11 protein-coding genes are annotated in these 12701 nt (G+C 56.6%); 4 read left to right on the plus strand and 7 right to left on the minus strand.

All coding sequences use genetic code 11. The features are described 5' to 3' along the window. Positions 1-19: 19 nt before the first annotated feature. The 6 genes from XW59_RS00200 to XW59_RS00225 are packed head-to-tail and all read right to left on the minus strand — an operon-like array spanning position 20 to position 6368. Positions 20-937 carry a CehA/McbA family metallohydrolase gene (locus XW59_RS00200; RefSeq protein ID WP_047147167.1) on the minus strand — a complete coding sequence of 306 codons (918 nt, stop codon included), beginning with the start codon at positions 935-937 and terminating at the stop codon, positions 20-22. Positions 938-955: 18 nt separating this feature from the next. Beyond that, on the minus strand, positions 956-1816 hold the full coding sequence (locus tag XW59_RS00205) for an ABC transporter permease (RefSeq protein WP_047147166.1): 861 nt from the start codon (positions 1814-1816) through the stop codon (positions 956-958). Further along, the gene (locus XW59_RS00210) at positions 1813-2748 is read right to left on the minus strand and encodes an ABC transporter permease (protein WP_047147165.1); all 936 of its coding nucleotides are present in this window, start codon (positions 2746-2748) and stop codon (positions 1813-1815) included. Before XW59_RS00210 ends, XW59_RS00205 begins: the two co-directional genes overlap by 4 nt. Next, positions 2745-3749: an oligopeptide/dipeptide ABC transporter ATP-binding protein gene (locus XW59_RS00215; protein WP_052958280.1), complete on the minus strand. Its 1005-nt coding sequence runs from the start codon at positions 3747-3749 to the stop codon at positions 2745-2747. The genes XW59_RS00210 and XW59_RS00215 overlap by 4 nt, the downstream gene beginning before the upstream one ends. Then, complete coding sequence (locus XW59_RS00220) at positions 3746-4741, minus strand: ABC transporter ATP-binding protein (protein ID WP_047147164.1); 996 nt, start codon at positions 4739-4741, stop codon at positions 3746-3748. Before XW59_RS00220 ends, XW59_RS00215 begins: the two co-directional genes overlap by 4 nt. 52 nt (positions 4742-4793) lie before the next feature. After that, a complete protein-coding gene (locus XW59_RS00225; RefSeq protein ID WP_047147163.1) occupies positions 4794-6368 on the minus strand; it encodes an ABC transporter substrate-binding protein in 1575 nt (524 codons plus the stop codon). Between the two features lie 437 nt (positions 6369-6805). On the opposite strand from XW59_RS00225, the gene gcvA reads away from it, so the two are divergent. Further along, positions 6806-7813, plus strand: coding sequence for a transcriptional regulator GcvA (gcvA, locus tag XW59_RS00230; protein WP_082137702.1), 1008 nt, complete (start codon positions 6806-6808; stop codon positions 7811-7813). Here the strand turns inward: gcvA and XW59_RS00235 are convergent. Beyond that, entirely contained in the window at positions 7796-8932 is a 1137-nt protein-coding gene (locus XW59_RS00235; protein ID WP_047147162.1) for a M20/M25/M40 family metallo-hydrolase, read from the minus strand. The two genes, gcvA and XW59_RS00235, sit on opposite strands and share 18 nt — an antisense overlap. Positions 8933-9215: 283 nt before the next feature. Here XW59_RS00235 and XW59_RS00240 point away from each other — a divergent pair, with 283 nt between their 5' ends. From XW59_RS00240 to XW59_RS00250, 3 genes are all read left to right on the plus strand, one after another. Next, the gene (locus XW59_RS00240; RefSeq protein ID WP_052958278.1) at positions 9216-10115 is read left to right on the plus strand and encodes an NAD(P)-dependent oxidoreductase; all 900 of its coding nucleotides are present in this window, start codon (positions 9216-9218) and stop codon (positions 10113-10115) included. A gap of 94 nt (positions 10116-10209) precedes the next feature. Next, positions 10210-11025 (plus strand): isocitrate lyase/phosphoenolpyruvate mutase family protein, encoded by an 816-nt coding sequence (locus tag XW59_RS00245; RefSeq protein ID WP_246665962.1) that lies wholly within the window; start codon positions 10210-10212, stop codon positions 11023-11025. Positions 11026-11056: 31 nt separating this feature from the next. Then, a complete protein-coding gene (locus XW59_RS00250) occupies positions 11057-12682 on the plus strand; it encodes a Na/Pi cotransporter family protein (protein WP_047147160.1) in 1626 nt (541 codons plus the stop codon). Positions 12683-12701 lie beyond the last annotated feature (19 nt).

Genomic DNA, 12701 nt, shown 5'->3' on the forward strand with positions numbered 1-12701 from the left:
GAATTTAGAGAAGCAGCCATCAGCTTCGACCTTTGAGCCAGATCGGATTTGACCAAGCTTTTCGACCCGATTCGTCGACAACCGTGACTATAAAATAATCGGCATCACCAAGAGCCCGACGATCTAATTTGGCTTCAGTTTGACCATAGCCAATTGAACGGCTCGCGAATTTTCCCTGCCAGGAAGCAATAATATTCCAGGCTGGCGAACAGCTTACGACAATTGAATCCAGCCCAACATCGATGTGATGGATCTCTGGACCTTGGCTCGAGTAATAATGTCCGGCCTTGAGGGCCGCCAGAAGCGCGTCTGGGCAAAGCGTCCTGGCTTTCACCTGGACCCAGCCGCCGAATGCATCGGGTGTCCTGAAATGGGCGTCATCAGCGGCGAACGCGGTCAGCTTTCGTCCGCGCGCCAGAAGAATATCCATCAAACTCCAGCTATCGCCCTTGCCGAAGCCGACTTCGCTGGTGTGATTATACACCTCCACGGCGTGCGCAACGTCGATCGTGTCGGCGTCTTCCACCGTTAACGCATACCATGCCGGATGAGCCAATCCGATGAAGGCGCCAGTCGCGGCCGCGCGACGTGCCAATTCGGGACCAGTCTCGTTCTTATCCGGAGGAGCGAAATCGAGCGGCAAGCCAACAGCGAGCAGATGCCAGACCTCCCAGAACTTTGTCTGCGGCGCATGCAGTTCGGCACCGATAAGTGTTGTGAAGTCGGGAGTTCTAACGTCGCGCGTATCGGTAATCGGCCAGCCATGACGTTCCCAAAAATGATCGCTGGCGACCACGAAGTGGTAGCCCTCGCTGCGATAGGCGTCCGCCAACTCTGCCGGCGACAAAGTCCCGTCGGACATTGTGGTGTGCGTATGAAGGTTCCCGCGATAGAAACGGCCTGGAAGGTCAAACACAGTGGAAATCGAATTCGACATCGAGACGGACTTCGCTTTTTAGTTCAGGGTAACGTTAAGCTTGTCGCCGAGTTTATCGCCAAGCATCGAAACGGACAGGCAAGTGAGGAAGATCGTCAACCCGGGCGCTAGTGCTAGCCACGGTGCCTGGGTCAGCAGATCACGACCGCTTCCGATCATCAGTCCCAGACTGGTCGATGGCGGCTGCACGCCCAACCCGACAAAACTCAGACCGCTTTCCAGAAGGATCACCGCTGGAAAGCTAAGGGTGATTTGCACGATCAGGATACCGGCCACATTGGGCAGCACATGGCGGATGTAGATGCGCCACGGACTCGCGCCCATGATACGCATCGCTGTCACGTAGTCGCTGGAGTTGGCAGAAAGAACTGCTGCACGGATCAAGCGCGCATAGGTTTCCCAACTATGGATTCCGACAATGACCATGAATACTATGAATGAATTTCCAAAGATCGCGAGCGCTGCGAGAGCCAAGATGATGAATGGCAAGGCAGCCTGCATGTCGATCAGCATGATAATTGCGCGATCCATGATGCCCCCGAAATGTGCGGCTACGAAGCCCAGGCTCGTGCCGACTGCCGCCCCAATGATCGTTCCTACAAATGCGATGGCGAGGCTGGTCTGAATGGAAAAAAGAAGTCGGGAGAACACATCTCGACCAAGTTGGTCGGTGCCAAGCAGATGGGCTGATGGCCCTCCTAGGAAACTCGGGGGCTTTAGCCTTTGAAGCAGATCCTGATCGTTATAGCCGAACGGCGCGATGAACATGGCCAGGATCGCGGCGCTTGTCACGAGAGCGAGATATCCCGTGCACAACCAAAATGTGGCTGAACGGCTCCGATAGTCAGGCTTTATTCCGGTGGCTGCCTCAATCCTCATTTCTGTCTCCCGGAGACAACGGAGATGCGGGGGTCGATCCATGTATAAAGCAGGTCGACCACAAGATTTATGCTCACCATGATCGTAGCTACGAACAGCACAATTACTTGGACGATCGCCAATTCACGGTTTGCCACGGCTGAAACGGTCAGCCGTCCAATTCCTGGCCACGCAAAAACGGTTTCTGTGATAACTGCACCCCCAATGAGCGTGCCGAAATTCAAGCCGAGGATGGTAATGATCGGTATCGCCGCATTTGGTAGAGCATGTCGGAACACCCCGTAGTAGTAAGGCAATCCCTTCGCTCGAACCGTCACCATATAGGGTTGGCCGAGCGTCTCCAGAACCGAGGCACGAGTAATGCGCGCCAATGGTGTTGAGGCCCAGAGACCGAGGGTCAGTGCGGGCATGATCAGGTGCCATATCGTCCCGCTGCCGGAACTGGGCAGCCACCCGAGCTTCACCGTAAACAGAAGGATCAGAAGAATTCCGAAGAAGAAATTTGGAACGGCATAGCCGAACACGGCGAAAGCAATTACCGCGCGATCTATTGCCGAGTTGCGGTTCAAAGCCGCTACTATGCCTCCGCCAATGCCGCAGATGACTCCGATCGCTATAGCAGCCAGTGCCAGCATCGCCGTCGCGGGCACGCGTTCCAACACGACCTGAAGCGCACTGCGACCATCCGAGAACGCCAAGCCGAAATCGCCATGAAAAATGCCGACGACGTACTTCACATATTGAACTGCAAGGGGTTGATCTAGCCCCCAGCGCTCACGGTAGAGTTCGACCACTTCCTGGGGCGTCGTGTCGGGTAGCAGAACTTGAATTGGGTCTCCACTCAGTCTGAGAGCAAAGAACGTCAAAGTGACGATCAGCAAAAGGGTAAGCAATCCGCCCAGAAGGCGGCTCAGGACATATCGCAGGTTCATAGCGCTGCCCGTTCCAGAGATGGTGCAAAAGGATCGATGTGACACCCGATCTGGTGTGTAGCGTCGATGCTCGAAAGTAGCGGGGCCGCACCTGCGCAAACCTCTTCCATATAGGTGCAGCGATCGGCGAACGGACATCTTTCGGCAGACAACTTTCGGTCGATCACAGGGGGCAGAGGAGCGAACGGGACATCCGGATCGGGGTGTGGAATCGCTTCGATCAAGGTCCGGGTGAACGGATGACGTGGCTCGCGGAAGAGTTCATCCGCCGGCGCCAACTCCACGATTCGGCCGCCGAGCATAACGGCAACCCTGTCACACAATTGGCGAACCACCGCGAGATCATGCGAGATGAACAAATAGCTCAGCCCCATGGATCGCTTGAGATGTTTCAACAGGTTGATGACCTGCGCCTTGACCGAGACATCCAGGGCGGAAACGGCCTCATCCAGGACGATCAGCTCGGGACTGGTAACGATGGCCCTCGCAATCGCGGCGCGCTGCTGCTGCCCTCCGCTGAGTTGATGGGGATACCGCATGACCATTTCGTCGGCCAAGCCGACTTTCAGCAGTGCTTCCCTGGCGAGGTTCTCGCGGCCCGCAGGGTCTCCGATCCCATGGACGATCAGCCCCTCTTTTACCTGCGTCAGGATACGCATCCGCGGATTGAGTGCACTCGCGGGGTTCTGGAACACAATCTGTATTCGCCGCCTCGACGCCCGTCGCGCACTGCTCTTCAGATGCGTTATGTCCTGCCCATCGAAAAAGATTCGCCCCCGTGATGGCTCGCGTACTCCGGTGACCAAGCTGGCCAAGGTCGACTTACCGCATCCACTTTCGCCGACGATCCCGAGGATTTCGCCTCGTTGAAGCGTCAGGCTTTCTTGGTGGACGGCGCGCAAGATCGATGATTTGCCTGACCAGATTCCAGCTGACAGAACGAAATCCCTGCCCACATTCTCAAGCTGAAGCAAAGGAAAGTTCATCTTCACCACGGTCATTGCAAAGGCACTGGATTAAAACACGCATTCAATCTCCTTCCATCGGTCAATGTCAGCGGGGGCAACGTGGCTTCACACTCGTCGCGGCGGCGCGGGCATCGCGGAGCAAAGGCGCACCCCCGGATTAGCTCGATGGCGCTTGGAACGACCCCTTCGATCGTTGGCATCCATTCGTCGGTAAAGTCGATTCTGGGTATCGCGCGAAGCAGACCCTGCGTGTAGGGGTGGCGCGGCCTGTGGTAGATGTCCCGAACAGGCCCGCGCTCGACAATTCGGCCGCTGTACATGACCGCCACCTCGTCCGATATTCTTGAAATGACCCCGAAGTCATGGCTGATCAGTATGATCGCGATACCGAGTTCCTTCCTGAGGGACGTGAGCAGCTGCAGGATTTCTGCCTGGACGCTCACATCCAAAGCCGTCGTAGGTTCATCTGCGATGAGAAGTTTCGGCCGGGTCGCTATTCCGGCGGCGATCACCACACGCTGACGCATGCCGCCCGACAACTCGTGCGGAAAGGACCTCAAACGGGCTCTGCTTGAAGGAATGCGGACCTGATCGAGCAAGCGTACGGCCTCGTTTTCGGCCGCCGCGCCACTCATCCCCAACTTGCGGACGAGCACCTCCGTGATCTGCATGCCTATTGTCAGAACAGGATTGAGTGCGGTCATCGGATCCTGAAAGATCATCGCGATCTCCCGCCCGCGAATTTCGTTGAACTGCGTCTCGGTCAAATCCAGTAGGTTCCTGCCGCCAAACATGACCTGACCGAAAACCTTTGCTGACTTCGGAAGCAGGCCTAGAAGCACCCGACCCGTCATGCTTTTCCCGCAACCGCTCTCTCCAACGAGGCCGAGTGTTGAATGCTGATCGAGAGAGATGTCGACGCCCCGAACCGCATATGCCCAGCTATTGCCCGCAGGTAGGACAACCTGCAGGCCACGAACGCTCAACATCGGGTCGTGACCATTCTGTCCGGTTTTGGTTGCCATTCTTGTGATCCAGTCGTTCCGGCGACGGCAGGGCGTCGGCGGAACCAAGACTTTAATTTGCGAAAGATAGGTTGTCGGGTCGGAAGTCCAGCCAGTATCCCGGATAGGGAGTCCAGTGGATCGCGGATTTCACGCCATAGAACTGCGGCATTAGGTAGATTGCCGTTGCCGGCACCTCGTCCGCCAGAATGTCGAGAGCTTGTTGATAGAGATCGTACCGCGATTTCGGGTCGGCGCTCGTCTTCAGCTCGTCTATGACTGCGTTGAGATTGTCCGCCGTAACAAAACCGTGTCTGGTCTGTGCTGTAGACCCTTTGCCAAACAGTATGTAACCCAATCCTTCAGGGGCTGGCATCAGGAAGTTCGCAGATCCCGTACCGACCGCCCGCCCGGGGGTGTAGACTTGGGAGAAGCTCTCGACCATTTCCAGTTTGACGTTCAACCCCACATCTTGCCACATCTTTTGAACCACCTGGATCATCTCGTCGCCAAACGGATAGTATCCGGTGACATTTCTGATCGTGATGATGTCGCCCGTGTACCCAGCCTCCTTAACCAACGCCTTGGCACGCTCGGGATCGTAGCTGAAGTCCTTGCGATCCGGATTGTAGAGGCTACCGAAAGACGGGATCTGAAAACTGTTCGGGATCGTTGTCTTGCCGGCCCAGAGGCTATCGACAATCAACTGGCGATCTATCGCGAGGCTCATCGCCTGTCGCAGGCGCTTGTCGCTGACTACGGACTCATTGCAGACAAACCAGATAAGCTGCAAATTGTCGATTGGACCACCGCGGACCGTCAACCCCGGGGCTGCTTCTATGAGCGAAAACTGGTCCGGGGATATCTGTAAGGCGATGTCATATTCGCCGTTGATCAGACCGGCGACGCGAGCGGCGAGTTCGGGTACGACGCGATAGGTGATCGAGGAGAAATTCGGCCTTCCGCCCCAGTAGTCGTCATAAGCGTCGAAGAGCAGGGAATCTCCATTCTTCCAGTTTACGAACTTCGCAGGCCCAGTCCCAATTGGATGCCTCTTGAACCCGTCAGGGCCGCCTGCGGCGTATGCGCTCTTGCCGATTACGCTGCCAACAGGGTCGGCCAATCGCAGTTCAAGCACCGGGTCGGCAGCGCGAGACCGTATCCGGACAGTCAACGGGTCGATCACCTCGACAGGCTCGATCTCACCAAGATAGGTCTTTGCTGAAGGAAACATCGCCTTCTCCCCGAAGAGCCTTTCTTGGGAGAAGGTGAACGCGACATCCTCGGCAGTGAATGGATCGCCATTGTGGAATCTGACCCCCTCACGCAACGTCAGTTCGACCGTGCGTTCGTCGATGCGCCGCCATTGCGTCGCTAGGCCCGGAACGAGAACGACGCCGCCCTCGGGATTGGCCTTTTCAGTGAGATAATCACGCCGAATGAGCGTATCAAAGACGGAATAGGTCACCCGCATGTCGAGTGCGAGTGGGTTGTCCGCAGGCTCGAGTTTTGCAGGTTGGTCATTTACGGCAACCACGAGCGTCGGTCGTTCCGCCCCCTGCGCATTCACCTGCGGGATCCCAGGCAGGACTGCCGTCGCGCTGAACAAAGCCGCCAATTGAGTCACGCGTCTTCTGGTAAAGTTCATAAAAGCTCTCCGCTCGCGATCTGGGTGAATGGTCGGAGGCGCATTCAGCGACGATTGGGCTACCGACGGAAACTCACTCACCAAAACGTTGTTACAATTGTTTCTTCCAAGCACCGCTCACAATCCTCAGATTCCCGCCAACCAAGGCTCGGAAATCGGAGATTATTCCGTGCGTCACTTTGGCAAATGTCGAAAGAAACAATGCCAAACAAAAACTCCTTATATCTGACGACATCTACCACAGATACGGTACACTCTTCATGTGAAAGAAAGATGACACCCTCTTAGATTATATTGCTTTTGTTTTATGTGCGCTTAGATTATTACTATGGATATACATCCATCACAATAATAGTTCGCACATAGTGCCGGGTAATTATATACGGCACTATCGAAATGCAGCATTTGGAGATTGCTGCATCCACTGGTGATTGACAATGGAACTCTCGTCGGCATATGCATTCCGAAACGGAATGCATATGGGCCTGCGTATGAGACAACTTCCCCCGTTGAGCGCACTGGTCGCGTTTGAAGTGGCCGCCAGGCACCTCAGCTTTACGAAGGCCGCGTCAGATCTCAACATGACGCAAGGCGCCATCAGCAAGCAGATAATCAATCTCGAATATACGCTGGGGGTGAAGCTCTTTCACCGCAAGACGCGCTCCTTGGAACTGACCGAGGTCGGCGAAGCATTCTGGCCTCAAGTTCGAGAAGCGGTCGAACTCCTAGAAAAGGCGGTAACAAGCCTTAAGCCGGATCCCGACACTGCATTGCTCGAGGTGCGCGTGCCTCCGACGCTTGCCATGCGCTGGGTCATTCCGCGTCTACAGGCATTCAGGCACCTTCATCCAAAGATCGACGTTCGCCTCCGGACGTCGTTGGGCGCCACCCTGGCAGAATTCAATCTCAATAGAGATCAAATCGACATCGCAATCGTCAGACTGAGAAAAGACGGTAGGGAAGAGGTGCCTCTCGCCGACTTTCTGATGGACGACGACCACGTGGTGGCCTGCAATGCCAACCTCGCAGAGACAATCCAAACGCCGACAGATCTGTCGGGTCAGACGCTGCTCCACGCCATTACGCGCAGACACGCTTGGAAGGGTTGGCTTGAGGCTGTCGGTGAACGCTCCGTCGACCCCGACCAAGGGCTTCATTTCGATCACTATCATTTTGCCCTGCAAGCAGCAGCAGACGGTGTTGGGATCGTTGTCGCCCCTTATCCTTTGGTGCAGGCATATATTGCGTCAGGCCAGCTCGTCGTCCCTTTTGATATAGCCGTTGCCTCCGGCAGCGCGTACTATCTCGTCTACGACAAAAGAAAGGCTAAGGATCGAAATGTCCGCGCCTTTCGCAACTGGATTGTCGACGCCGCACAATCCATGAAAATACCACATCGCCTAGTGGTGAAGACGGATGAAGGCTCCCTAGAGAGTTTCAAGTAAGCGCTCAAGCAGCATCCCCCGCGGCTTTAGCGATGAAATCAGTCCATACTCCTGAGCGGTGTGACCACCACCACCCACAATCCCTAAGCCATCCAACGTCGGAATGCCAAGTGCAGCCGTGAAATTGGCGTCACTCGCTCCTCCGGCGATCGGCGCTTGCCGGAGCTCGAAGCCAATTTCGGCCGCCAGCGCATGTGCATGACCAAAGAGGGTATCAATCGCCTCAGTCCGGGCATATCCAGGACGATTAATCCCCCCAGCTACCGAAATGGATATGCCGGCGTGTTCAGAACGCAACGCCTTTAGCTGTGCCGCGATTGCTGCACCCTTGGCTGCATCCGCAAAGCGGAGATCAATTGAAAACTCTGCATTTGCCGGAATGACGTTTTCCGCTGACCCTCCGCCAATTGTCCCAATCGTCAATTTGACTCCTTGGCTATGGTCACTCATTGCATCGATTGCGACGATCTGCCGTGCGGCCTCACTAATTGCACTCTGTCCGCAGTCTTCCCAACGCCCCGCATGAGCGGCTGTACCGGTTATGCCCACCTTGAATCGTCCGACACCGCAGCGTGCTGTGACGATGGAGCCATCAGGCCGTGCGGCCTCAGTGACAAGCGCAAAGGCCGCCTTGGCAGCTTCCTTTTCAATTACCGGCCGACTGGTCGGGCTGCCAATCTCTTCATCGGACGTGAAGACATATGTAATCGGCCTCCTTGCGGTTTCTCGTCTCACGACTTCCAACATCGCAGTCAGGCCGAGATAGGCACCGCCTTTCATATCGCTGACGCCAGGACCAAACAGTCTGTCGTCGCGTTGGACGATAGGCATTGAGGTCCGAACAGAGCCAACTTGATGGACGGTATCGAGGTGTGAAAGGAGCAGAATAGGCGCGTTTCGTGTCTCGTCCTCCGGCCGGCTGCGGAGGATGACGATATCGCCCGCGCCTGAATGACCAGGCAAGCGCTCAATTGAAATCGAGGTTCCACGGACCTTTTCGACGACTAGGTCCATCATTCTGTTTACACCGTCGACTGCTGTTGATGGACTTTCACACTGCAACCAACGGCAAAGCTCGTCGACCGAGGCAGTCTGTCCAATCGGCGTTGAATCTTTCATGGCACCCTGAAGTGTCGCTACCCGTTGCTCGTATGTGCAACCGCGAGGTTGAAGGCAAGAAACAATTGGCAATGGCTTCATTGCCGTAAGGAATTTGCCCCGCTCGATTGACGCATGCATTCCACTGCGGAATGCGGTGCATTCGCACTGTTCCGTTGTCACGCTAGCGCCTCAAGTAATATTAAGCTGCGACAGATTAGCCGCGTTTCCAGTCGCGGATCGGCATGGCTCATCCGAGTCCCAGTCGCGGCACCTTCTACAGTTAACATGCCCAGGATCGATAATGGATCAGACTATAGGTTTTATCGGATTTGGCGAAGTTGGACGTACCTTTGCATTGGGCCTTCGTGAACATGGTGTAAATAGAATACTTGCTTACGATAGGACTTTTGCGGATCTCTCCTTCTCGCAATCCGCGTCGCATGCGGAGCGCTTAAAAGGAGTTACAATTTGCCGAACCGTCGAGCAGCTGGTTGATTCCAGCGACCTCGTCCTTTCGGTCGTCACGTCGGACACCGCTCTGGATGCCGCGCGAAAGGCGCTCCCGCACCTGACGCCACGGAACACATTCATCGACTTCAACTCCGTCTCGCCCGATCTGAAGCGAACGATCGGGGATACAATTGCTTTGTCAGGCGCGAAGTATGTCGAAGCTGCGATTATGGCGGCGGTGCCGTCGCTAGGCCTTAGGGTACCGATTCTCGTCTGCGGTGGCGCGGCCGCCCGGAAGGCGGCCGAAGATCTAAACACCGCAGGCATGAATGTAGAATTCTTTGGGGAAAAAATTGGGCGCGCATCGGCCGCGAAGATGTTTAGAAGCATTATTGTTAAAGGATTGGAAGCACTAATCCTAGAATGCCTTCTTGCCGCCTCGCGATATGACGTTTGCGACGAAGTGTTAGATTATGTGGAGGCTGGGTATCCGGGCTTGGGATGGCGCAAAACCGCCAACTTCCTAGTTGGCCGGTCCGTCATACATGGCGCTCGTCGATCCCACGAGATGGTGGAGGTAGCGGCAACGCTCAGGGCAATAGGAATTGACCCACTAATGTCGATAGCTGCTTCCAAGCGGTTGAGGGAATTTGCCGATCTAAACCTCAAGGAGCGTCTGGGGAGCCGAGCGTCGGTTTCATACGATGAGGTTTTTGAGCTTCTGAATGGCGAACCTGTCATCGCAGTTTAGCTTCCCACCAAGATAAGTCGCGCTAAAGGGAGATGACAAGATGCCACGAGCTCGATTGCCGATATCTGATTCTGAAAATTTTCTGCTTCACATCATGGCTGCACATAGCCCGCTTTCGGCGAAGCTTGCCGAAGAGGCCGGCTTTGACGGGCTCTGGGCATCCGGCTTCGAACTGTCGGCACTGTATGGCCTCGCCGACATGAGCCTGATCACGATGACCCAGCATCTCGACATGCTGCGCGCCATCGCTGGCCAGTCGTCGCTGCCCATAGTTGCCGACATCGACACCGGTTATGGTAACGCGCTGAACGTGATCCACGCGATTCGCGAATATGAAAAAGCAGGTGCCGCGGCTGTTGTCATTGAGGACAAGACCTTTCCAAAGGTGACCAGCTTGGCCGCGGAGGGCCGGCAGGAATTGCTGCGCATCGAGGAATTCCAGGGCAAGATCGAGGCTGCTATCGCGGCCCGGCAGGATCCGGATTTCCTTGTCATCGCCCGGACAGAAGCGCTCATCGCTGGATTGGGCGAAGAGGAGGCTCTGAAGCGCGGCATGGCTTATGTCGAGGCCGGTGCCGACTTGATCCTGATCCATTCGAAGAAGAAGGACCCGGCCGAGATCGAAAGTTTCTCGCGTGCGTGGAAGGGATCCGCTCCGTTGGTCATCGTTCCCAATGCCTATCCAGAACTTGATGCCACGCGGATCAAGGCGCTCGGCAACATCAGGATGACCATCTATGGCAACTACGGCATCCGAGCCGCGACCACGGCCATGCAGGACGCCTTCCGGCGAATCATTACTGATGGAGGCGTCCAGAACGTCCACAAGGATATTGTTCCGGTCGAGGAAATCTTCCGCCTGCAGAAGATGGATCAGGTCAAGGCCGACGAGAAGCGTTTTCTGCGCTGACGCCGATTCCCGCGAAACTAGGTAGCGTCAAGTGTTCGACCCAATCGGCGCTGTAGCTCTACTTTTGTGGGGCCTTCGCATGGTGAAAACCGGCGTAAGCCGCGCCTTTGGCCCACGGCTGCGTCGTTGGATTGGTGCGGGCACGCGAAACCGAGTCTCTGCGTTCGGCATCGGCCTTGCCGTCACGATGGCGCTGCAGAGCAGCACCGCCACAGCTTTGATGACGGCCTCGTTCGCTGGCAGCGGCTTTATGAGTTCTGCGATGGCTCAGGCCATCATGCTCGGCGCCAATGTCGGCACAAGCTTGGTGACGCGGATCCTGGCGTTCAATGTCCACTGGTTGGCGCCGCTGCTGATCGCGGCGGGCGTCGTCATATTCACCTTCAGCGAGGCGAAACCGAGCAAGGGCATCGCCCGGGCCGTGTTGGGGCTCGGCCTGATGCTTCTGTCTCTCCACCTCCTTGGACAATCGACCCAGCCGATGCGGCAATCGACGGTGCTTGCAGCACTGATGGCCTCGCTCGATGCCGTACCGGTATTGGCGGTTATCATAGCCGCCGTGTTGGCGATCGCCTCCTCCTCAAGCTTGGCCGTTGTTCTGTTGGTTATGTCACTGGCCATGAGTGGAACGGTCCAGCCTGAGCTTGGCGTGGCACTGGTGCTGGGTGCCAATCTCGGCGGCGCCGTGCCGCCGGTACTAGCAACCCTCGGCGAGGGCTCGCTGGCCCGCCGCGTCACCATCGGCAATCTGGCGGCGCGCCTAGTCGGCTGCGTCGTCGTCCTACCCTGTGCCGGCCAGGTCGCGTCGTTTCTCTCCAGCGTTGCCTCCGACCCTGCGCAGCAGATTGTCGAGGCACACATCCTTTTCAACATCGTACTCGCGGCCATCATGCTGCCGCTGCTTACCCCTTTCTCCTGGGCCGTCCGGCGTCTTCTTCCGGAGACCTCGAGTGACGCTGATGGCCCAAGACATCTTGATGCCGACATTCTTGACCGGCCCACTATGGCGCTGGCCGCCGCCGCACGCGAGACGCTGCGCATCGGTGACTATGTCGCGACGATGCTGGAAAACAATCTCGAGGCCCTCAGAAAGAACGACACGAAACGCTGTGCCTCGCTCGCTGCGATGGATGATGAGGTCGATAGGCTGAACAATGCCGTCAAGCTCTATTTGGCCAGGCTCGGCCGGTCGGCGCTCGAGGAAAAGGACGAGCGCCGCTCGGCCGAGATCATCGCCTACGCCACGAACCTGGAGCATATCGGCGACATCGTGGACAAGAACCTGCGCGAACTGGTCGAGAAGAAGATCAGGCATCAGCTCTCGTTCTCGGCCGAAGGGGCTACGGAAATCGAGGAGTTCTACAGAGTCACGATCGAGAATCTCAGGCTCGCCCAGAGCATCCTAGTCACCGGTGACGAGAAGCTCGCCCGCCAATTGGTCGAAGCGAAGATCGATATCCGCCATCTCGAAGAACGATCGGCCGCCAATCACATGAGCCGCCTTCGCAACGGCCAGGTCGAGAGCGTCCAGACCTCGTCGCTCCACCTCGACATTCTGCGCGACCTCAAGCGCATCAACGCCCACATCGCAGCTATTGCCCACCCCATCCTCAGGGACCAGGGGATCCTGCGAGAAAGCCGCATAGTTGATGGATAGCAGGGGTGTGGCTTGAACA

This window comes from Aquamicrobium sp. LC103, assembly GCF_001014615.2.
Lineage (GTDB): Bacteria > Pseudomonadota > Alphaproteobacteria > Rhizobiales > Rhizobiaceae > LBCQ02.

Coding starts and splice junctions, on each gene's coding strand:
- XW59_RS00200 (WP_047147167.1), bottom strand. CDS start 937: ATGTCGAATTCGATTTCCACTGTGTTTGACCTTCCAGGCCGTTTCTAT.
- XW59_RS00205 (WP_047147166.1), bottom strand. CDS start 1,816: ATGAGGATTGAGGCAGCCACCGGAATAAAGCCTGACTATCGGAGCCGT.
- XW59_RS00210 (WP_047147165.1), bottom strand. CDS start 2,748: ATGAACCTGCGATATGTCCTGAGCCGCCTTCTGGGCGGATTGCTTACC.
- XW59_RS00215 (WP_052958280.1), bottom strand. CDS start 3,749: ATGACCGTGGTGAAGATGAACTTTCCTTTGCTTCAGCTTGAGAATGTG.
- XW59_RS00220 (WP_047147164.1), bottom strand. CDS start 4,741: ATGGCAACCAAAACCGGACAGAATGGTCACGACCCGATGTTGAGCGTT.
- XW59_RS00225 (WP_047147163.1), bottom strand. CDS start 6,368: ATGAACTTTACCAGAAGACGCGTGACTCAATTGGCGGCTTTGTTCAGC.
- gcvA (WP_082137702.1), top strand. CDS start 6,806: ATGGAACTCTCGTCGGCATATGCATTCCGAAACGGAATGCATATGGGC.
- XW59_RS00235 (WP_047147162.1), bottom strand. CDS start 8,932: ATGAAAGATTCAACGCCGATTGGACAGACTGCCTCGGTCGACGAGCTT.
- XW59_RS00240 (WP_052958278.1), top strand. CDS start 9,216: ATGGATCAGACTATAGGTTTTATCGGATTTGGCGAAGTTGGACGTACC.
- XW59_RS00245 (WP_246665962.1), top strand. CDS start 10,210: ATGGCTGCACATAGCCCGCTTTCGGCGAAGCTTGCCGAAGAGGCCGGC.